At 38.8% G+C, this 22,668-nt stretch carries 13 protein-coding genes, 1 pseudogene and 1 riboswitch; of the genes and pseudogenes, 9 read left to right on the top strand and 5 right to left on the bottom strand.

Translation table 11 applies throughout. The annotated features are described in order from the left end of the window. The first annotated feature begins 8 nt into the window (after nucleotides 1–8). The 5 genes from NSQ71_RS05405 to metH all read left to right on the top strand — a co-directional run bounded on the left by NSQ71_RS05405 (nucleotide 9) and on the right by metH (nucleotide 7,017). Complete coding sequence (locus NSQ71_RS05405; protein WP_082829462.1) at nucleotides 9–140, top strand: DUF3941 domain-containing protein; 132 nt, start codon at nucleotides 9–11, stop codon at nucleotides 138–140. Nucleotides 141–481: 341 nt separating this feature from the next. Further along, complete coding sequence (locus NSQ71_RS05400) at nucleotides 482–760, top strand: HPr family phosphocarrier protein (protein WP_339194709.1); 279 nt, start codon at nucleotides 482–484, stop codon at nucleotides 758–760. A 161-nt stretch (nucleotides 761–921) separates the two neighbouring features. Continuing rightward, nucleotides 922–1,413, top strand: a complete 492-nt coding sequence (locus NSQ71_RS05395; protein ID WP_339194707.1) for a YajQ family cyclic di-GMP-binding protein — start codon at nucleotides 922–924, stop codon at nucleotides 1,411–1,413. 99 nt (nucleotides 1,414–1,512) lie between these two features. Continuing rightward, nucleotides 1,513–1,634: riboswitch (SAM riboswitch) on the top strand. A 108-nt stretch (nucleotides 1,635–1,742) separates the two neighbouring features. Continuing rightward, nucleotides 1,743–3,602: a bifunctional homocysteine S-methyltransferase/methylenetetrahydrofolate reductase gene (locus tag NSQ71_RS05390; protein ID WP_339199126.1), complete on the top strand. Its 1,860-nt coding sequence runs from the start codon at nucleotides 1,743–1,745 to the stop codon at nucleotides 3,600–3,602. After that, a complete protein-coding gene (gene metH, locus NSQ71_RS05385; protein WP_340733225.1) occupies nucleotides 3,595–7,017 on the top strand; it encodes a methionine synthase in 3,423 nt (1,140 codons plus the stop codon). Before NSQ71_RS05390 ends, metH begins: the two co-directional genes overlap by 8 nt. A gap of 234 nt (nucleotides 7,018–7,251) precedes the next feature. On the opposite strand, the gene NSQ71_RS05380 is transcribed toward metH, so the two are convergent. Beyond that, nucleotides 7,252–7,434 (bottom strand): hypothetical protein, encoded by a 183-nt coding sequence (locus tag NSQ71_RS05380; protein WP_339211152.1) that lies wholly within the window; start codon nucleotides 7,432–7,434, stop codon nucleotides 7,252–7,254. A gap of 668 nt (nucleotides 7,435–8,102) precedes the next feature. Here NSQ71_RS05380 and NSQ71_RS05375 point away from each other — a divergent pair. After that, nucleotides 8,103–8,552: a hypothetical protein gene (locus NSQ71_RS05375; protein ID WP_339211150.1), complete on the top strand. Its 450-nt coding sequence runs from the start codon at nucleotides 8,103–8,105 to the stop codon at nucleotides 8,550–8,552. A gap of 95 nt (nucleotides 8,553–8,647) precedes the next feature. Beyond that, nucleotides 8,648–10,318 carry an ABC transporter ATP-binding protein gene (locus NSQ71_RS05370; protein ID WP_327855894.1) on the top strand — a complete coding sequence of 557 codons (1,671 nt, stop codon included), beginning with the start codon at nucleotides 8,648–8,650 and terminating at the stop codon, nucleotides 10,316–10,318. A 196-nt stretch (nucleotides 10,319–10,514) separates the two neighbouring features. Here NSQ71_RS05370 and NSQ71_RS05365 read toward each other — a convergent pair whose 3' ends face one another. Beyond that, nucleotides 10,515–10,808 (bottom strand): GH36 C-terminal domain-containing protein, encoded by a 294-nt coding sequence (locus tag NSQ71_RS05365; protein WP_340733221.1) that lies wholly within the window; start codon nucleotides 10,806–10,808, stop codon nucleotides 10,515–10,517. Nucleotides 10,809–10,837: 29 nt separating this feature from the next. On the opposite strand from NSQ71_RS05365, the pseudogene NSQ71_RS05360 reads away from it, so the two are divergent. Continuing rightward, nucleotides 10,838–11,984 (top strand): annotated as a pseudogene (locus NSQ71_RS05360) (IS3 family transposase). A 759-nt stretch (nucleotides 11,985–12,743) separates the two neighbouring features. After that, a complete protein-coding gene (locus NSQ71_RS05355) occupies nucleotides 12,744–13,613 on the top strand; it encodes an SDR family oxidoreductase (protein ID WP_340733219.1) in 870 nt (289 codons plus the stop codon). A gap of 842 nt (nucleotides 13,614–14,455) precedes the next feature. Here NSQ71_RS05355 and NSQ71_RS05350 read toward each other — a convergent pair. From NSQ71_RS05350 to NSQ71_RS05340, 3 genes are all read right to left on the bottom strand, one after another. Beyond that, the gene (locus NSQ71_RS05350; protein ID WP_339199114.1) at nucleotides 14,456–15,850 is read right to left on the bottom strand and encodes a hypothetical protein; all 1,395 of its coding nucleotides are present in this window, start codon (nucleotides 15,848–15,850) and stop codon (nucleotides 14,456–14,458) included. Continuing rightward, the gene (locus NSQ71_RS05345; protein WP_340733218.1) at nucleotides 15,798–16,595 is read right to left on the bottom strand and encodes an ABC transporter ATP-binding protein; all 798 of its coding nucleotides are present in this window, start codon (nucleotides 16,593–16,595) and stop codon (nucleotides 15,798–15,800) included. The genes NSQ71_RS05350 and NSQ71_RS05345 overlap by 53 nt, the downstream gene beginning before the upstream one ends. 605 nt (nucleotides 16,596–17,200) lie before the next feature. Then, a complete protein-coding gene (locus NSQ71_RS05340; protein WP_340733216.1) occupies nucleotides 17,201–22,666 on the bottom strand; it encodes a lamin tail domain-containing protein in 5,466 nt (1,821 codons plus the stop codon). Nucleotides 22,667–22,668 lie beyond the last annotated feature (2 nt).

Genomic DNA, 22,668 nt, shown 5'->3' with positions numbered 1-22,668 from the left:
CTTCCTGAATGTCCAAAACAAGCGATAATGATAAAAAAGCTGTAGACAACAATGCAAAACGACACGAAAAAAATCTATTGAAGGAAAAAAATCGAGAGCTTGGAAAACGGCAATACTCAAAGAAAACGGATCATTTATAATGCCCGCCTGTCGGGCTTTTTCTTTTTTTGAAATATCTCTAAAGGCGAGTCTTCCACCTCTTCTATCCGGACGTTCTGAAAGAAAAAGACGCTTTCTTATCTTACAGTATGCATCTTTTCTCTAGCTTTTGTTTTCATTTTTGTCTAATAAAACATGGGTGGGGCAATAACTTTCAATTTGATTAGACCATTCATTTCATTAAAAAACAGAGAAATCCAGAACGTTTCCATATTCGAAAGCGGAGGTCATTTTTTATATGTAAGAGGAAATGACAAACATATGGGAATCTATCCTTTATTAATGTAAGATATTGTAAAACAAGTATACAAGAGGTGACACAATGAAGAAACATGAAATTTCCGTGTATCTTACAAAAGAGATGGAGCCGGAATATGTCATTTCCCTTGTCCATGAAGCGATCAAATTTAACAGCTACATTTTATTCCAAACAAAAAAGCTCCAATTAAATGCGAAAAGCGTTTTAAGCATGCTCGGTTTTTCCGCCTTTTTAGAAGGTCATGTAGTCATCAGCGCTGAAGGAGAAGATTCGCTCGAAGCAGTAAAAAACTTACAAAACTTTCTTTCCCCTAAATGTTCCAAAGCAACATCTTTAGCATAATTTTATTTAAGCGCACTTAAACTTCTGCCAGCTATTATTTTCCTTACCGTTGCTTTAAGTAACGGTTTTTTCATTTAATTTGCGAGGAACCCCTAAAAGAGTTGTTCAACTGAACGACATTCACTATAATGAATGTAAATAACGTTATTGGAGGTAAAAAGTTGGCTAAGGAGAATTCATTTGACATCGTCTCAAAAGTGGATATTGCCGAAGTGAACAATTCCATTCAAATGGCGAAAAAAGAAATTGTAAACAGATATGATTTCAAAGGATCTAAAAGCGATATATCCCTAGAAAAAGATGAGCTTGTGCTAATCTCTGACGATGAATATAAACTGAATCAACTAAAAGATGTATTAGTAAGCAAAATGATTAAACGCGGTGTCGCTACCAAAAACATTCAGTACGGAAAAATCGAAAAGGCTTCAGGAGGCACTGTCAGACAAAGAGCTAAACTTGTTAACGGAATTGACAAAGAACACGGGAAAAAGATCAATGCGCTGATCAAAAATACCGGGCTGAAAGTAAAAAGCCAAATTCAAGACGATCAAATCCGGGTAAGCGGCAAAAGCAAGGACGATTTACAAAAAGTGATTGCAGCTGTGAAAAGCGCCGATTTGCCGATCGACGTACAGTTTATTAATTTTCGCTAGCTTCGTCCTGTTAAAAATTGAAACTTTATATTGATTATTTTGATAAAATTCGTTAAATTAGGATTAATCCGTTGTTTTAAAATTTCATACGGTAAAGCGTTCTTATCAAGAGAAGCGGAGGGACTGGCCCGATGAACCTTCAGCAACCGGATTACCCAAAAACTTTGGGTACCAAGGTGCTAAATCCAGCGATGCGTAAATTTGCGCTCGGAAGATAAGAAGAAGGGGAAAATGTTCAAGAAAAAGTCTTCTTCTTAGAAGGCTTTTCTTTTTTATATAGGTGTTCGCCTCCTTGCAGGCGCCTATTTCATTTGATTGGAGGACTTTTTATGGGGCTTTTACAAGATTTACAGAATCATATATTAATTGCCGACGGAGCAATGGGGACTCTACTATACTCATTCGGAATAGACAGATGCTTTGATGAGCTAAACGTTTCAAAACCGGAAGAAATAGAACGGATTCATTCAGCCTATTTAGACGCAGGCGCAACTGTTATTCAAACAAATACATACGGCGCCAATCGCATAAAGCTTGCCAGATATGGGCTGGAAGATGATATAAAGATCATCAACCAAAAAGGGGTTGAACTTGCAAAGAGGGCGTTACAAAAAGCGGAAAACAAAGGGTATGTCATCGGAACAATCGGCGGCATCCGTTCGTTTCAAAAAAGCGCCTTCACGCTATCTGACATTGCCGAAAATTTTCGTGAGCAGCTTCATGTCCTTTTATCCGAAAACGTAGATGGCATTATTTTAGAAACCTATTACGACTTGGAAGAACTGAAAACCGTTTTGCAAATAGCTAGAAAAGAAACGGATTTGCCCATTATCACAAATGTTTCTTTGCACGAACAAGGCGTCTTTCAAAATGGAACAAGATTGGCAGACGGTTTGAAAATGCTTGAAGAACTTGGTGCAGATATTGTCGGCCTCAATTGCCGTTTAGGCCCTTATCATATGCTGCAATCTCTGGAAGAAGTGCCGCTGTTTGAACATGCCTTTTTATCCGCTTTTCCAAACGGCAGCCTGCCAAGGTATGAAAACGGAAGATTAGTTTATGAATCAGATGAACACTATTTTTATGAAGCGGCTCTTCAATTCCGAAAACAAGGTGTCCGGCTTCTCGGCGGATGCTGCGGAACCGCGCCGAAACATATTCGGGCAATGGCTGAAGCTGTATCAAACCTCCCTCCTGTCACAGAGAAAGAAGTAAAAGAACGAAATGTTCCAATTCATGTTTTACCTATGAAAGAAAGTCAAGAAACTCCTCTCCCAGATATTGCAAAAAACAGACGCTCAGTGATTGTAGAATTGGACCCGCCGAAAACGCTCGGCTTGGAAAAATTTTTAACAGGAGCAAAAGCGTTGAAAAAAGCGGGGATTGATGCAATTACGCTTGCGGATAATTCCCTTGCTACACCAAGAATCAGCAATGTTGCTTGCGCAAAAATTGTGAAAAGCCGTTTCCAGCTTCGCCCGCTCGTTCATTTAACATGTCGTGACAGAAATTTAATCGGCATTCAATCCCATTTAATGGGGCTGCATACGCTTGGCCTGCACGATATTTTAGCGGTCACCGGCGACCCGTCCAAAATCGGTGATTTTCCGGGTGCAACCTCTGTCTATGATTTATCATCGTTTGATTTAATCAGTTTAATTAAGCAATTTAATGAAGGTTTGTCATACTCTGGAAAATCACTTGGTCAAAAAACAAACTTTACTGTAGCCGCCGCCTTCAACCCGAACGTAAGACATCTTGATCGCGCAGTTCAGAGACTTGAGAAAAAAATCAGCTGCGGAGCCGATTATTTTATTACGCAGCCGCTCTATTCGGAGAAGCTGATCGAAGAAGTATATGAAGCAACAAAACATCTGAATGTTCCGATATATCTCGGGATTATGCCGTTAATAAGCAGCCGCAACGCTGAATTTATTCATAACGAAGTGCCAGGCATTAAATTGTCCGATTCGATTCGCGAACAGATGCAAAAAGCAGGCAATGATAAAGAAAAGGGAAAACGAGAAGGACTTGCCATTGCAAAATCGCTTATTGACGCAGCATTTGACCTGTTTAACGGCATTTACTTAATCACTCCGTTTTTGCATTATGAAATGACAGTCGAGCTGACGGAATACATTCATGAAAAAGAAAAGGCAAAACGAGAAAGGAAGATTTCCCATGTATAACATAAAGGAACAGCTGGAGAAAAAAATTCTAATACTAGACGGAGCCATGGGAACAATGATTCAAGCTGCAGAATTATCTGCGAAAGATTTTGGCGGTGAAGAATATGAAGGATGCAACGAATATTTAAACATCACTTCCCCTGAAACGATTGTCCGTATTCATGAAGCGTACCTTGAAGCAGGTGCTGATATTATCGAGACAAATACGTTTGGCGGTACAAGCATCGTCCTCGAGGAATATAACTTGGGGCACCTTGCTTTTGAAATAAATAAAAAAGCAGCGGAGATTGCAAAGCGCGCTGCAGAAAAATATTCAACACCGGATTGGCCTCGTTTTGTGGCAGGATCAATGGGGCCAACGACTAAAACGCTCTCCGTTACAGGCGGCGTCACATTCCAACAATTGGTAGAAGCTTATCAAGTTCAAGCGGAAGGACTGTTAGAGGGGGGCGTTGATGTACTTCTGCTTGAGACAAGCCAAGATATGCTCAATGTGAAAGCAGGTTACTTAGGAATTCAACAAGCTTTTCAAAAGCTCAAGAAAGAAGTGCCGATCATTCTGTCCGGAACGATAGAACCGATGGGAACAACTCTTGCCGGTCAAGATATTGAAGCGTTTTACATTTCAGCTGAACATATGAATCCAATTGCCGTCGGCTTAAACTGTGCGACAGGTCCTGAATTCATGACCGATCACATCCGTACATTGTCTGAAATCGCCAATACCGCTGTCAGCTGTTATCCGAATGCCGGACTGCCTGATGAAGAAGGACGCTACCATGAATCACCGGAATCTTTAGCCAAAAAAATCAGAGGGTTTGCAGAAAGAGGCTGGCTTAATATGGTCGGCGGCTGCTGCGGAACAACTCCCGAACATATTCGCGCAATAAGGGAGGCAATGGAAGGCTTAAAACCGCGAAAAATCGTCAAAAAGCAAAATCAACATACGGTATCAGGCATTGAGCCCCTTCGCTATGATGAATCAATGCGCCCGCTGTTTGTCGGTGAACGCACAAACGTCATCGGTTCGCGTAAATTCAAGCGTCTCATTGCGGAAGGAAAATTTGAAGAAGCAGCGGAAATCGCCCGAGCTCAAGTGAAAAACGGCGCCCACGTCATCGATGTCTGTCTCGCCGATCCGGACCGAAACGAGCTTGAAGATATGGAAAACTTCATCCGCGAGGTTGTAAAAAAAGTAAAAGCGCCGCTTGTCATTGACTCAACCGACGCCAATGTCATCAGAAAAGCGCTCGAATACTCACAAGGGAAAGCGATCATCAACTCGATCAATTTAGAGGACGGCTTAGAACGGTTTGAAGAAGTTCTCCCGCTTGTGAAACAATTCGGTGCAGCTGTTGTCGTCGGAACAATCGATGAAGACGGAATGGCTCTGACTGCGGAGCGAAAGCTGGAGATTGCCAAGCGGTCTTATGACATTTTAGTCAATCAACACGGTATAAGCCCAAGCGACATTATTTTTGACCCGCTCGTCTTCCCTGTCGGCACAGGTGATGAGCAATATATCGGATCTGCCCAAGAAACGATCGAAGGGATCCGTTTAATTAAAGAACATCTTCCCGGCTGTTTAACTATTCTCGGGATCAGCAATGTTTCCTTCGGGCTTCCGCCGGTCGGCAGAGAAATATTAAACGCCGTTTTTTTATACCATTGCACACAGGCAGGGCTCGATTATGCGATCGTCAATACGGAAAAATTAGAGCGGTACGCTTCGATCCCTGAAGAAGAGCGGAAGCTGGCAGAAAACTTATTATTTGAAACAAATGATCAGACGCTCGCACAATTTACGAACTTTTACCGCGACAAAAAGAAAGAGGAAAAAAAGCCGAAAACGGAATTAACCTTGGAGGAACGGCTCGCACAATACGTTGTGGAAGGAACAAAGCAAGGATTAATCGAAGACTTGCAGCTGGCACTAGAAAAATATGATGATCCTCTCGATATCATCAACGGGCCGTTAATGAAAGGAATGGAAATTGTCGGCGAACTGTTTAACGACAACCAGCTGATTGTTGCTGAAGTGCTTCAAAGTGCGGAAGTGATGAAAGCATCTGTCGCCTTTTTAGAACCGTATATGGAAAAAAAAGATGACAGCGGCAAAGGAAAAGTCATTTTAGCTACAGTCAAGGGCGACGTCCATGACATCGGCAAAAATTTAGTTGACATTATTCTTTCCAACAACGGCTACCGCGTCGTTGATTTAGGCATTAAAGTTGCGCCGCAGCAGCTGATTGAAGCGGTCAATAATGAAAAGCCTGATATTATCGGTCTTTCCGGACTGCTCGTCAAATCAGCCCAGCAAATGGTGTTAACAGCACAAGACTTAAAAACAGCCAACATTTCGATTCCGATTTTAGTCGGCGGTGCTGCATTATCACGCAAATTTACCGATCAAAAAATTTCACCGGAATATGACGGTCCTGTGTTATATGCGAAAGATGCAATGGACGGGCTGTCGCTTGCCAATAAGCTGAGAGAAAACCCGGATGCTTTCCTTGAGAAAAGAACGGTCGCAGTTGAGGAAAAACAGAATAGACAGAAAAGCAGCAAACCTGTTATGATCATTGAAAAAAAATCATCTGTGTCCAAACCGACCGTATATCATCCAGCTGACTGCAATCCACACATTATTCAAAACATTGATATTGCCCAAGTCGTCCCGTATGTGAACATGCAAATGCTTTTAGGACACCATCTCGGATTAAAAGGCAATGTCAAACAGATGCTTCTGGAAAAACAGGAAAAAGCGGTAGAACTAAAAAATGAAATAGATGAATTGCTGCGTTTAGGGAAAGAATATGGCTGGTTCCGTCCATCTGCTATTTATCAATTTTTCCCGGCCTATCGCGAAGGAAACTCCATTCACATTTTAGATCCGGCTGCAAAAGATAAAATCATTGAGACGTTTACATTCCCTCGGCAGGAAAAGCCGCCGTTTTTATGCATTGCCGACTATGTAAGCGAACGGTCAGATGAAACACCGCATGATTATATCGCCCTGTTTGCCGTAACTGCTGGAAAAGACATTCGCAGCATCGCCATGCAGTTTAAAGAAAGCGGTGAATTTTTCCGGAGCCATGCGATTCAAGCATTGGCGCTGGAGCTGGCAGAAGGTCTTGCAGAGCGGACGCACCAGCTGATCCGCGACCGATGGGGCTTCCCGGATCCGCTTGACTTCACAATGCAGGAACGGTTTGCAGCAAAATACCAAGGTCAGCGCTATTCATTTGGCTATCCGGCTTGTCCAGACTTAGAAGATCAAGCGAAGCTGTTTAAGCTGTTAAAGCCTGAAAAAATCGGCATCCAGCTGACGGAAGGCTTTATGATGGAACCGGAAGCATCCGTCTCTGCCTTCGTCGTCTCACACCCTGAAGCTCGATATTTTAATGTCCTTTAATATTTCGTCTCGCCGTTAAGGGCAAGCTATTTTCGGATGCATATGGATAACGAAGTGCTCGTTTAGCACTTCGTTATCCATTTTTTATTAAATCGCCTCAAAGCTTTTCCTAACCATAAGCTTGAATAAATTGTATTAAAATAGCCTATTGCGGCTTCCTATCCGCCCGCTGAATGAAAACAACTGTTATAAACATTAGCACGATAACGGTTATCGACAAAAATAACCATTTTCTCAATAAAAATGGATCCCAAACAGGCGGATCGAATAGAAAGATGTGCGGCCATGGATAAATTCTCCTAACGTAAGCACTTCTAAAACCGTGTAAATCATGATAATCGTTAGAGAAATCTCAATGTTTATAATCAGCACGATAAGTGATGTGCCAAAAAGCATATAGAATAATACTAAAATCATAAAATGAATCACGTTAAGACCAGATAACGAAGTCATCCCGTATTTCATCACAAAAGCGGTACATAAATGAAAAACCCCGATAATATTGACAATCAAGTACTGGAAGAAATCCATCCCAAACCGTTTTTAGTAATATGGAACTAACGTTTCATGCGCCCCTTCTTCATACATTTCACTCAGCCGATACATAAGGCACCAGCAAGTAAACGGTATAAAAACACCTTGAATAATAATGATATTACTGTGAATATCATCTTCCTCTCTTGGAACAAACAGAATAAGCAACAGAGATAAGCTAAACATCACAGCAGGGACAAAAAAAGTGAGCCCCATCGTCTTTCGGTCAAATACAAAGGTGCATAAATGCTTTCTAAATAATCTCTCATTTTAGTTCACACCCCTAACAACGGCTAAATACCGATCCTGTGCGATTCCCACCCATTTTCTCATTCCGCCGGATCATTCCATCATTTTCTTGTTTTCATGCCTTGTCAGATTGACCTTTTTAATAGCCTCCCATATAGTTGGAAAAATTCAAAAATATGTAAAATTTTTCTGTAAATTAATGGAGTTCATCATTTATAATTTTTGGTAGAGAGGCCTCTTCACTTTCTTCCCCTAAGATGGTTGCAACAAGGTTAACGTTAAAATAGAAAGGAAGAAGTGAAATGATTAAATTTTTAACTGAACCATTATTATTTGATACCGAAAAAGATAATTATTGCTATGACAACAGTACGAGAATAGTTATTCCAGTAAATAAATCAGAAAAAAACTTTTTGTCGGCAATTAAGATAGGTGACACCATTCATGAAGAAGACTTCAAAAAAAATAATCTAAATGAATTGCTTCATAAAATTGTAAAATATAACCTCTTTCAATCAGATTTTCAATTGCCAAAAATCACTGAACAATTTATTAAAGAAAAATTACTGACAGAGGGAATATCGCATCTATGCTTAATTGTTACCGATGCTTGCAATTTCAGATGCAAATATTGTATTTACTCTGACCATTATTTTTATTCAAAGAATTTTTCAAATAAACGTATGGAACGAAAATTCAACATTGTTCAAATTGTGAGAGAAATTTATTTTGCTTTGATTGCCGTGCGCTAGATTATTTTAAATCCAAAAGGATTGATGGAATGGTCTATTGCAATAAAATAGAAAAATCAACGGTTACCTCTACTAACTAAACCGGGGCGATATATATGAACAACAGCGTAAAATTATTGTTTAGCTATTTAAAAGAATTTAAAAAGAGCTTGTCTATAGCTTTTCTTTTATTAGTTGTTCTTTCTGCAATCACTGTACTTCCAGGATTAATCATTAAGAATATTTTTGATTTTGGAATAGCAAAAAAAGATTATCACTATGTTCTTTTATTCAGTGCAATACTTGCATTAATATATGTAATTAAGAGTATGCTCAACTATTTTTCCAATGTAGTTTTTACAAAAGTAAGCCAGAATATAGTGTTGAATCTTCGGCAAAATATATCAACAAGACTGCTGAAACTGCCTATGGAGTTTTTCAATTTTTACCCCAGCGGATATATTACATCAAGATTAAATGAGGTAAATAATATAGGGGGATTGTTTTCTGCCAACACATTTAAAATTTTGCTGAGTTTTTTTGAACTGTTTGCTACCCTTATTATTCTGGCAGCAATCAATTTCAAATTAACATTAATTTTATGTCTGCTAATGCCGGCATATTACATCATTTCAAACAAATTCTTGTCTTCAATATTTCATATATCTACTGAAACAGCTGAAAAAAGTGCCGTTTTAAACAACAAAATACAGCAGTCAGTACAGGGTATCGAAGAAGTCAAAAATCTCTCGGTAGAGGATAAGGAAACAGAAAAAATCAATTCAGCAGCTAAAGATCTAGTGGATGCCAATATTAAACAATCAATCTTTTATTCAATTGGTATGGAATTAATTGTTTTGGTTGGTTCACTGTCTTCTGTTTTATTAATCGTTATGGGTGGAAAAGATGTCATAATAAATAGTATGACAATAGGCGGATATATGGTATTTATGAACTATCTTCCCAGACTGTATTCGCCAATTCAAAATATATCGGCTACTGTTCTAACGATCCAGCCGGCATTAGTAAGTTTAAAAAGGCTCCATATATTTATTGAACAAATAGGAGAAGACGAGGAACAGAATAAAGTCAAAATAAATGATATTAAGAGCATTGAGTTTAAAGGTGTATCTTTTAGGTATAAAGAAGACCAGCCATATATCTTGAATAATGTAAGTTTTTCGCTAGCCCCTGCTGATAAGCTTTTAATAAAGGGGAAAAATGGAACCGGCAAAACAACAATACTTAGAATATTAATGGGATTATATAATGTGCAAAAAGGAAAAGGACAAGTTCTTATAAATGGAATACCGATTGATGACATAGATAAAAAATCGCTTCGGAAAAACATTGGCATCGTATCGCAAAAAATATATTTATTTAACGATACAATTGAAAACAATATTAAATATGGTGTAGAAAACGTTGATTCGAATACTTATATGGAAGTGCTGAGAACGACTGGTTTAGATGATATTATAGAAAAATTGCCTGATAAAGAAAATACATTAGTTGGGGAAAACGGAAAAAATTTATCAGGAGGCCAAATTCAAAGAATTGCTATTGCCAGAGCCCTTTTAAAAGGGGCAAACATCATTATGTTTGATGAAGCAATTTCTCATATGGATTTTAGCGGTAAAGAAAAGATAAAGAAATTAATTGAAAGCGGCTCATCAAATTCCATTTTTATCATTATAGACCATAGCAATGATTTTGACACAGTATGCAACAAAATCATTCACTTACATGATCATCCACAAGGCGAAGCAACAATTGCTGCCAATTAGCAAAACTCATGACTTCAACCTAAAATCCGTAAATACCGTTCACATTTTGCAAATTGCCCGGATTTTGTGCACTTTGGGTAATTTGACTCTTCCCCGATCCATGCCCCAGCCTGCGGGAAAAATCCATCACTCCTTCTGGGTGTAAGGGGAAGTATTTGAGGCTCTGATGAAAAAACCGAGGCAGGCGCCCCGGTTTCTACCATTCTTTTGCTTTGAGCTTAAAGAGTTTTGAAGAAAAATCGCCCGATTCATTGACCCCGAAGTGGGCATCAAAGATATTGTTCGTCAGCTGAATGCCGACGTTCATCAGTTCATCGCCAAAAAATGTGTTTTCGACTCCTTTTATTTCATATTCAAAATCGCCATTTAACCCTTTTAACAGAATGCGTGAATATCCGTGATTTGGTTTTGCCAGCACTTGGTAGTAACCTACAAGCGCTTCTTTTTGATCTTCTGAAACAATATAATGCTCCCATAAGGTGAGACACATGAGCGTGATAAATAAGTTATAATGATACCATGAAAAAAAGAAACCGATATACCGCAGAATTTAAAGCTAAGGTGGTTCTTGAGGTGTTGCGTGAAGAGCAAACCGTCAATGAAATAGCCGCCAAATATGAATTAAGCCCAGTCATGGTCAGTCGTTGGAAAGCAGAATTTCTAGAACGATCCTCGATGGTCTTTGAAAAAGGCTCAAGCGAAGTGGATAAAATCCGTAAAGAATATGAGGCCAAACAAGAAAATTTAGAGAAATTGGTAGGTCAGTTAACGGTTGAAGTTGACTGGCTGAAAAAAAAATCTGGACTCAAATAAGTCTGTTGACGAACGAAAGGCTATGGTCGAATTCAATCACCCATCGATCAGCATCAAGCGTCAGGCACAGTTATTAGGTATTCATCGTACTAGCGTGTATCGCCAATCAAAGGGGCAAACAGAAAGCTCAGAAAACATCATGCTCATGCACGAAATGGATATGCTTTATACAGCTCATCCCTACTTTGGCTACAGGCGAATGACTGCGAAACTTCGTGAGAAAGGATTTGATGCGAATCGTAAACGCGTACACCGTCTCATGCGTCTTATGGGTATACAAGCTATTTACCCTAAACCCAACCTTAGTAAGAGGCTACATGCCAAGTACTGCCGACCTTACCTGCTCCGTGGATAGGAGATCACTCATCCGAACCATGTGTGGGGAGTGGATATCACCTACCTTCGTATGGGACGGGGCTTTATGTATCTGTTTACCATCATCGACTGGTTCAGCCGCAAAGTGATCGATTACGAGTTATCTAGTACGCTGGAGAAAGGATTTGTCATCAACTGTCTTAAGCGGGCATTGCGTCATGGTAAGCCGACCATCATCAATAGTGACCAGGGCAGCCATTTTACAAACGCTGACTATCTCGGGCTGTTGAAAGAGTATGGCATCCAGGTATCAATGGATGGCAAAGGACGAGCAACAGACAATAGTCGTACGGAACGATTCTTTAGAGCTTTAAAGTATGAATGTATCTATCTCAATGAATTCGAGAATCCTAAAGAGTTGCGAAAAGGCATTCGACGCTATGTTACGTTCTATAATACAGACCGACCTCACCAATCCTTGGACTATTTGACGCCAGCAACAGTGTACAAGCAACCTAAGATGGCTCAAGCATCCTAACCATCGAACGTGATGAGAGGCTTTATATGGAGAGACGGGCATGATAGGCTGTTTTAGCCATGCGATGTTATCTGTCCATCGCTCCAGCGCAAAAAATCGTGCCCGTAGAGGCTCCATGTCAAGCCTTTATCGCACACGCACCACATTCATAGCGAAAGGAGAGAATGGATAACTTAAATATTATCAATTTGTGTCTTGACAAAGGGGTGCATTACACAACCATACATGCCGTCACATTTCCGTCCCCGTCAAATGGGCTTATTAAGCGGTAAAATGTTCCTTTTTGAATCCATTTGCGATGATCTTTATTCGATATAATCTCGCGATATTAGTTGAAAAAGAATATTATAAAATGATGAATTCATCGAAAAAAAAAGTTTATCTTTTAAGATACTCAATAAAAATAATGTCCTTCCTTCTAAATATTTATCAGGAATCAGTTTTATATTCTCCGATTTTATTTCTCCATCTTATCATTAATTTCCATTTAAGCCACTTTATTATTAACATTTCATCACCCAAAAGCCATTTTGTTATTAACGGTTCGCTTTTTCCAAATGTTATATCAAATATTCTCCATTTTATTATATAACCAAATACTGTTACTTCACCTAAATATAACCATAAAACAGATTGTTGTATCAATAGTTTTTTGAAAAATCATTTTTTTCTAAAATATACCGTTAATCAATTTTTGTTTATTATCCCGTCAACTTCCCATACTAACTATATACTTACTTGTTTTAGGAGGAGGTTTTTATGGTTCAGCAGCAAAATCAGCCAAATACACTTCCGCCTCAACAGCAAAATGTGCAGCCGGGGATTGAATCGTTTATGAATCCAAGACCAATCTTTGATGATCCTTCTTATCAAGGCAGCGGAAAGCTTGCAGGAAAGACAGCGGTCATTACCGGCGGAGACAGCGGCATCGGGAGGGCGGTTGCGGTGCTGTTTGCCAAAGAAGGTGCCGATGTGGCCATCATTTACTTAAATGAGCATGAAGATGCAAAGGAAACAAAAGGGTATGTTGAACAGCTCGGGCGCAAATGTCATTTAATAGCCGGCGATCTCGGAGACGAAGCATTTTGCCAGCAAGCGGTGAAGGGAGCAAAAGATCAATTTGGAAAAGTGGATATTTTAGTAAACAACGCAGCCGAGCAGCATCCGCAGCAAGGAATTGAATTCATTACAGCAGAACAGCTTGAACGAACGTTTCGGACCAATATTTTTTCGTTCTTTTTCATGACAAAGGCTGTTCTTCCCCATATGAAGACAGGCAGCACGATCATAAATACGACATCTGTTACAGCCTATCATGGAAATGAACAGCTCATTGATTATTCGGCAACAAAAGGCGCCATTGCGTCATTTACCCGTTCTCTTGCTTTATCATTGGCCCCTAAAGGCATTCGAGTCAACGGTGTAGCGCCAGGACCCATTTGGACACCGCTCATCCCTTCTACTTTTGATCGTACAAAAGTAGCTTCTTTTGGTTCCAACACAGCGATGAAGCGGCCCGGACAGCCGATGGAAGTTGCGCCTGCTTATGTATATTTAGCAAGTAACGATTCTACTTATATGACAGGGCAAATTCTCCACGTAAACGGCGGCACGATCGTAAATGGTTAATCTGCAAAAAAGGCCCCAAAATCCCATACTTTGGGGCTTTTCTATTTGTAGCTCTGGCATATCTGAGAGCAATATCCACATGGCCAGATCAATATGCTAAACAAAAGTCATCGATACATGTTCGCTCCTGTCAGATACTGATAAATGAATTCCACTGGATTATTTCGTGGCATTCAATATTTTGCTTGACGATATGTCGTGAAAAATAAGCAAAATTTTTTACAAGCCCCTCTCTTCAGCGGCTCCTTCAATGAATTAACGGGATCTGTTTCTTGTAAAGAAATGAACCAAGTAATAAAAAGCCGTGCCTGCTACAAGTGAAAGAATTAAGCCTAACCAGGTCGCTTCCGCTACAAATTTACTTCCCTCTATTTTGATGACATATAAGGGAAGGTTCAGAATCTTCGGACTTGATTCAATGTGGGTGATGCCGGATAACCGAATAATAAAAGGAGTTATTAGAACTATTAAAGCGTACAGAAAAACTAAACTGATTCCGCCCATAAGCGCTCTAAAGAAAGTTGTCATAACATCTTCCTCATTTCTTCTATTGCTTTTACAATTTTTTTCATCAGGCCATTTGAGGACAAAAAGAGCAAATTACATAACGATGTTAAAAATAACATCTTCACAAAAAAGCTGTCAGTCATATTTATTCACACTATCGACACTGCCATTGGAGCAAATGCACAAATTTATTTCAGAATTGAAATATATTACATAAAAATACTTCAAGTTGATTATTTGCCGAAGTCCAATATTTTTCATCCCCTCTTTATAATTCATTGCGATATATCCCGTCTCATGAAAAATTGGAGGCCAGACTGCTAATAGCACTTTTATCATTTGAAAACAGGCCTTCTTAAAAAAATATTTTGAGAAATCAAGTATAGAAAAATCCCGCCTGCAACATATATAAAATCAATATAATAACTTTGCGAAATGAAATAATGTAAAAAAGAATCAATGATTGCCACAATGACAAGGATTATAATTAACGCTACAGCCTTATTCCCGTCATGAATTCTCGCTATAAATCCGGCAAAGGTTGAGAGCATTGTAACGAAAAAAATAGAAAAAATTCCGGTTAATTGCGGAAGAAAATCTTGATTTAATATAAAACAATTTAAAACTACAAATAAAAAATAAATCATAAAATTTACTGCTATTGCCATGAATATTCTCGGAAAAAAATAGACGGAAGCCGGTGCATTGATCATAAATATGGAAAGATTATATTGCCTAAAATGCATCCCAATACATAAAGGCAAAACAATCATAAGTTCTTTTAAACCTAAATTCATAATAAATGAATATACAATGGCAAAGGTCATTGCATCCGAGAAAATATAAACCCCTATGGTGAGAGCATAGAGAATCGAGAACATAAGAGCCATTTCCGCAAAAAGTCGATTTCGAAAATAATAGATTGCTTCCAATACAAAATGAATAACGTAATGATTAAGCTTAAATTCCTTGCTTTTTATTTTTTTAGGATAATTACCTGTATGGCTTTGCTGAAATAAACCAAATAAATACCTTCCCGATAAATTTTTTATCCCTATCCATAATATTAAAAGAGCGACCAAACAACCGATCCAAAACAGAAAGCCGAAATTTCCTATACGCTCCGCCATATGTTTAGAAACAAAATGCAGCCCCCATATGATGGACATAAATAATAATGATTTGAAATAAAGTCCATCTTTATGTCTGCCCAGCCATTTTCCGACAATCAAAGAGGATAAAATCCAAATAAACAGGATGAACCAAAAAATAATAAACAACAAAAGAAGAACTAGAAAAATATGAAAGATATGTATTTGAATATGTTTTATATAAAAAGAAATGAGCAAAGGCAAAAATGCGAAAAAAATGAAGATGTTAAAAAAGACATATAACAAAAAATAGCTTCCCGCAACAAATTGACCCGCATTAATAGAAGTGTTTAAAAAGAAAAAGGCATACTCCTTTCTTTTTAACTTTTCTCTGGAAAATATCATAAGGAAACATGCCAATAAGATGCTGAACACCAAAATTGAATCAAAAGCGTCTGTCTTATTCAATGGAATGAAATCCAAATATTGAAATAAAATTAAGGCATATACGACATAAAGGAGAATCGCTCCTAAAACAACTGCCAATAAATGAGTCGGGTAGTTCAAAAAGATATTTTTTGCTTTTTTAACCTGTTTTGGAATCTCGATCCTCGCTATTATCTCGAACATCGGGGGCATTTAAAATCTCCTCTGCTTTCAAGTAATAATCCTTGTTTGCCTCTTCATATATTTCTTCCAAAGACATTCTGCCAAACTGTTCAAATACTTGATCCCGCGTACAATTTAATTTTACTTTTCCGTTTCGAAGCAAAATAACCTTGTCGTACAATTCTTCCCCAAAACTAAGGTGATGGGTGGACAATAAAATCCCGATGCCTTTTGTTTTTAAAAAATGAAGAGTTTTCCGCAAGATAATGACCATATCGGGATCCAGCCCGTTCGTCGGCTCGTCAAAGATGACAAATTCACTTCCTTTAAAAAGCTGTGAAACAATTTGTGTTTTTTTCTTATTGCCATGAGATAAATTGCTTATCGGTATATGCAGATACCTTTCAAGTTCAAAAATTTTTATAAGCTTTTCTAATAACTGATGGTCTACCTGATGTTTAAATGAGTTTTCGATTAAAGAGAAGTATTCTTTCGGCGTCAAATAATCGAAAAGAGCAATCTCATCTGAAATATAGGAAACATTTTTCTTCAAATAATCCACATCTTCAGAAACATTCAAATCAATTTTTTTGTTATTTACGGATAAAGTACCGACATAATCCATTAATCCAAAGAGTGATTTAATAATGGTTGTTTTCCCCGCCCCATTATGACCTAATAATAATGTGATTTGAGAAGGCATGATGGTCACTTCTATATTTTTCAGCTCAAATTCATCACCGTGTCTCTTGTGTTGAATATATAATGACAGCATTCTATATTCCCCGCTTTGCAGTTGATTGGAAACATTCAATTATGATAGATCGAAAGAGAGAAAACGGGATCATGTTTTCTATCCTTTTTTCTTCACGTAAATGCACTGTCCAGCGATCAACAATAACTGAAAATAGTTCTTTTATTTTGTATAAAGATACTTGTGCTAAAACCACTGCTTATCCCGATGAATAATGGAAAAATCTATTTTCTTTGTAAACTCTAAACTTCACTTTCATTTTTTTGAATATTATATATAATTTTCCAACTCATTGGTAATTTTACCAATACTTTTTTCTTTTTGTCAATTTTAATTTCCGATCATTTACAAACTTTATAGAAATTGTTTTTTCATAATAGAATAGAAGAAGTTTTCAAATGGTCATTTTTTAATGGAAAAAATCATAGGACGGCTGACTATTCAGGCAAGAGACCCAAAGTTTGCCGCCCGCTTCCATCAGAATCCGTGCCACCACGGACACCCCTTGCGTTAAGCTAAATGCTGCTTCTGCCTTCAGAGCTCGGGACTTTCATCCTAGAGATTACACCCATGTCGGGCGCACCAAGAAACCCCCAAAGCACATGTGTTTTGGGGGTTTGCATATTTTATTTGTAAATAGCTTTGCGCTGACGAATCTTCAGCATCATTCCCATTGCTATCAGCAGCATGCCTATCAGCAGCCAGCGATACACGTACGTTGCTGTATCCGGAAGTGATGCCGAAGCTTGATTCTCACTCACCTGTTCAAATTTCGTTCCATCCGTAGTTCCATCCGTACCAGAAGGATTATTTGTGCCGCCTGATCCGCTACCGTTGTTTCCATTATGATTTTCGTTTTCAGGATGATCTTCGTTACCCGAATGATCTTGATCTTTTTCTTGGCCGCCTTCGGAAGGTGTTTTATTGTCTTTGCTGCCACCTTCGGAAGGTGTTTTATCGCCTTGACCACCTTTATCCCTGTTGTCTTTTTCCGGATCATTTCCGCCTTCTCCCGGATCAGCCGGATTTGGAACAATTTCACCTTCTTTCGTTTGGAAAGACCAAATCGATGAGCGCGTTTTACCGCCAAATTGATCTTCGGCTTCCGTGTACCAATAATACACTTGGTTTGGCTCTAAATCATGCCACATGACAGAGGCCACTTCGCCACTCGGAACGTTTTCGACTTTGCCGATCAAGCTGTCGGTATAGACGTTGACAACAAAAGAATCTGTTGCTACTTTTTTCTCTTGCGGTTGTAAATCGGTTTCAATGATAAATTCATCTTTTCCTGGATACTGTTCCGGATCGTAAAAGTTGTAGTCGTCTAAATAAGGCGAATATGTTTTTACATAAATTTGATTCGTATCTGTATTGAAGTGCAGCAAACGGATATAGCCCTGGCCGCCCTCAGGACCGCCTTGATAATCAGCAAGTATTTGATATACTTTTCGGTCAGGCGCTCCATCTCCGTTATCATCAATCTCATCGACTAATGTCTCGCTGTCATGATAATGTCCGCATAATACCGCCATCACATTTTTATTTGGTTTAACAACTTTTTCAAAAATTTGATTTCCAATCGGGCTGCGGTTTCCGCTGACTAGTAAATATTCATGGAATGCTAAAATTGCTTTCCGATCGGGATACTTTTCAAACACCGAATTCACCCAGTCCAAATCTTCATCCGAAACGCCCCAGCCCATATACACCATAATATAATCATTACCGTTCGCCGAAATTAAATCATAATGACCGCGGTTATTTTTATAAGAACCTCCATAATAGTCACGACCTGCAAACCGATTTTCGCCGAAATATTGATAATAATTGTTGTAGTTTCCGTCTTTATGGCCAACATCATGATTGCCGGCTAGAACTCCATATCTGATTCCTGCATCATCTAGCACTTTCATAGCTTGATCGGCCACTGCCCATTGATTGTGATCATCTGCTTCATCGACTAGATCACCTGTATGAAATACATACTGAATATTGAGATTATCTTTTTGATCTCGAATCCATTCGACTTGCTTTTGATAAATGTGTGGATAGCTTTCCGAATAATATTGCGTATCGCTCATCCATACAAACGTATAATCATAATCTATAGTTTGCGCGATTTGGTCTTGAACGATCACGCTCACCTTTTGGTTTTTCACATAGTCTTTCGCAATTACGCTCCCTTTCAATTGAAATCTTTCTTCACCGGCAGTTTGTGAAGCAACTTCCTTCCATTTATTTTCTATATTGTTCCAGGCATACATCGTCACTTTTCGTCCTGGCAATGAAGAACCGTTCCAAATAAGTTCTATTTCATCATTTTCATCAACTTTTTGATCAACGGTAACGTTGAAGCGATGATACGGAAACTGCTCAGTTGATGTTGTTGCAAGCGCCTCGCCATCTGCGTTTTCCAACTTCCTGCGTTCATCTTTCGAAAGAACTTTTTCGCCTTCAACTTGAAATCCAGCAGGCGGTTCTGTATCAGATGCATTTTGCAAAATATCTACATGTTCTTCATCTGATGCTTTATACTGAAAAGCTTGAAAGAAAGATACATCAAGATCGTCCATTGTCGGATCCGCCACTCTTACGGACAATTTAGCACTTAAAGCATCCTCATCTGTTTCGAAAAAATCAGGAAAGAGCGGATGTTCGTCCACTGTATAGAAAGTGACTTCGCTTTTTCCTTCATTGCCTGCCTCATCAATAGCTGTAATGACAAGTTGATGTTTGCCTGATTGAAGCTGTGCTGACGAAGCTGCAAATGGAAGATCGATATATTGATCATCTAATTTGGCAGTGATCGATCTAATTTTACTCCATTTATCTTGAATTTCAGCATCAATCACGAAAGATCCTTTATATTTTTTTCCTTCCTCAATTGTTGGTTTGATGATTGGCTTTGAGTTATCGACAATAACCGTCGATGTCACTTCATTCCCTTTTTGATCTACTGCTTTCACTTCATGCTCGCCGTCTTCTTCATTTACGCTGTTCCACAAGTAGCCGAGGGATGTAAATTTTTCATCCGGAATATCGAACGTAAATTCGACAACCGGGCTTAATCCGGCACTGTCGCCGACGGAAATCTCCTGTTCGGGATCTTGATGCTCGCTGCTGTATAGCGTCGTGCCGTCAGATAAAACTAAGCGCACATTTTTCACATAAAAATCATCACGGTTTTCTTCAGATGTTTCATCAAACGGACTGACCTTTGTGCCTGCCCTAATCGCAATTGATAAATCTTCCCCGATTTTCAGCCTTTCCGGCGAAACCGGAACCGTAATTGTTGTATATTGATTAATGGTGTCATCGAAAATCCGCAAAATGTCATTACCGATCGTCACACCGTTTTGAAAATAAAGATTCGTTTTACGAACATCAAAGGCAAAATAAACGTCTGATTCAATCGTGCGGAAAGTATTTGTTTGTTTTGCTCCATCAATATATAAGGAAACCTCCTCAGGTGTAAGATCGCCTGTTGCCTTCACAACGGTTTCTTTGGAAACAATTTGCCCGTTTTCTACGTTTAACCGCAAGCCCTGCTTCTTATTTGCACTTTCAATTTGAACCGTAAAATGAGGAGACTCTTGGATATTCGTCCCATCGCCAGCGACAAAGTAATACTCAACTATATTTTTCCCAATTAATTCAGGCGAATAAATCGTATGTTCATATAATCTCGAATTATAGTTTTCTTCTAAATTCACTTTTTTAAATGGTTCTTGTAGTTTTGTCCGGTAGTATAAAGAAACGGTTTTGACTTCGATATTATCTTTTACTTCCGCTTTGATGAAAATATTATCCGTTTCCATAGCTTTTTCAGTATTTGTTAAATTTTCAATAGTTGGCGCCATTGAATCGGCTGGAACAGTTACTTTCACTTTCGGAGTTTGTCCGTCTTTTACCGATCCGGGTGTAGCCGCTTCAACGCCGGCACTAATTTTTTGCATTATATTGCTTCCATCCGCAGGATATTTGTACAAAATCCCTTTGTCCTCTTTAGTATCATCAATATTTACCTGATCATTATAATGAGCAACGGAAATTTCTTTTCCGCTGTTTGTGGCAATTACTAATGATCTCGCACTACTGTTGGCCATTCCGTTATTATAAATTTTCACAATGTTTTTGTTCTCTTCTAACGAAACACCATAATGTTTATTAAAATCTTCAACAGCCAACGATGCATTCCCTTGATTGATGATCCAAAATACAAGCGTCCCACCTGAAGGAATTTGCAGTGATTGATCATCATTAGGAGGTCCCCAAATAAGATCGGATTCTGCACCTTCCTGCGGATATCGATATCGGATTTTATAGTCTTTAAAATCAATAGTCTGATTAGTATTATTATAAATTTCAACAAATTCATAACCGTCCAACCCATTTATATTGGCGCTGTCCGGAACTACTTCAGTAATAAGAAGTTTTGGGACTTTTTGATAATCAATATTGGGAGCTTTAAGTTGAACATGGTATTCCTCTGTTTTGACCGTGTTTGTTCCATCTGATGCCTCTATGTAATATAGGAGTTCGCTTCCCCACATGTCTGCACTGGGAATCGCCGCCCTATATTCATTTTGATTTCCGTTTTCAGTCATTTGAAGGGATTTGTATGCTCCATTTTCCGTCAATTTATAAAATAATGTGACATAACGGACTTTTTTATTATCAGTAACTGTAGCTTTTACAATTAATGGTTCCTCGCTTTCCCATTCTGCTATTGGCTGATGTGTAATGACAGGAGCTTCTTTGTCATCAGGCTCTTCAATGGCGACAGGTGTCTTCGGCACTTGCCCTTCGATGAATGCACCTGGATTAGCTTTTTCACTTAAGCCAATTTTTTTCATTTTCGTCTCTTCCGTAAATTGATAAATGATCCCTTTATCTCTTTCAACATCATCAGCTCCATCATTATATGCTGCTGCAGATACTAATGAACCATCCTTTGAATAAACAGCTAATGTCCGGATGCCGCTGTTAGCCATTCCTTCAAATGGCAAGGCTTGGACTTCGCTTTCTTTCAAATCCGTTCCGTAAAATTGATTAAAATCTTCCAATCTTAAAGATTGATTAGAACTATTTTTCACCCAGAGAATGAAAGTTTTTTGCGGAGCTATTACTTGATTGTCCGAAAATTGAAAAACTTGATCGGCTTTTGCTGTACCCGGATATTGATAATGAAGTTCATAATTTCGCAATTCAATCGGCTTGTTGGTATTGTTGTAAAGCTCAATAAATTCATATCCGTCAGCACTTCCGACATTTGACGTGTCTGGAGCCAGTTCGGTGATTAAGATTTTCGGAACTTTTTGATAATCCGGTTCCGCATCTTGTTGAATAGCTACTGAAAATGTTTCAGAAGAATTTATTGGAAGTCTTGTTGTTTCTGTCTCATTTTTCCCTTCAAACCAATAAGAAAAAGTATAAGACCATAAGTCGCTTTCTGGTACAGTTGCCGTAAAGGTTGTATCATTTATTTTCTCCATTTTCATGCTTTTCACAAGCATACCCGGAGCTGTACGATAAAACAATGTCAACTCTGCAAGGTCTTTTCCTTCCGCATCAATTTTAAGCGGCCGGCCTTTTTGAATGACTGCCGGTGGCTGATGAACGATTTCCAGTGGCAATGTAACAGCTTGCTGTTCAAGTTGGGGGGTAGATTGTGAATTTGCTTCTGGCTCTTGTTTTGAAGTTTCGGGAACTGTATCAGTATCTTGCTGTTCTGGTTTTTGCTGCTTTTGTTCACTTTCATTAACCGGAAAAGATGGATGATCCCCTCCTTTTGCAGGTTCTTTCACTTCTTCATTTGCTGCATCAGGCTGTCTTTCATCACTTTTGTCCTGTTGAACTTCGTTTTGCTGAGAGTTGTTTTCTTCAACATTTGGCTCGTTGTCATTTTGATGAAGCGGTTGTTCTTGATTTGGTTTATCCGTTGATTTCGTTTGTTCCTCCATCTGCTGCTCGGCGTCTCCTGCAACTGTTGCTGTTGCATACGTATGTATCGGTGTTAACACGGAAACAAGAACAAGCAAAACAGCGGAAGCTCCAGCCAGCATAGAGCGTCTCTTTCTTTTTTTCAAAT

Source organism: Aeribacillus sp. FSL M8-0235, assembly GCF_038000355.1.
GTDB classification, from domain to species: Bacteria; Bacillota; Bacilli; order Bacillales; family Aeribacillaceae; genus Aeribacillus; species Aeribacillus composti.
The sequence above is the reverse complement of the archived record's forward strand: the minus strand, read 5'-3'. Positions and strand labels throughout refer to the sequence as shown.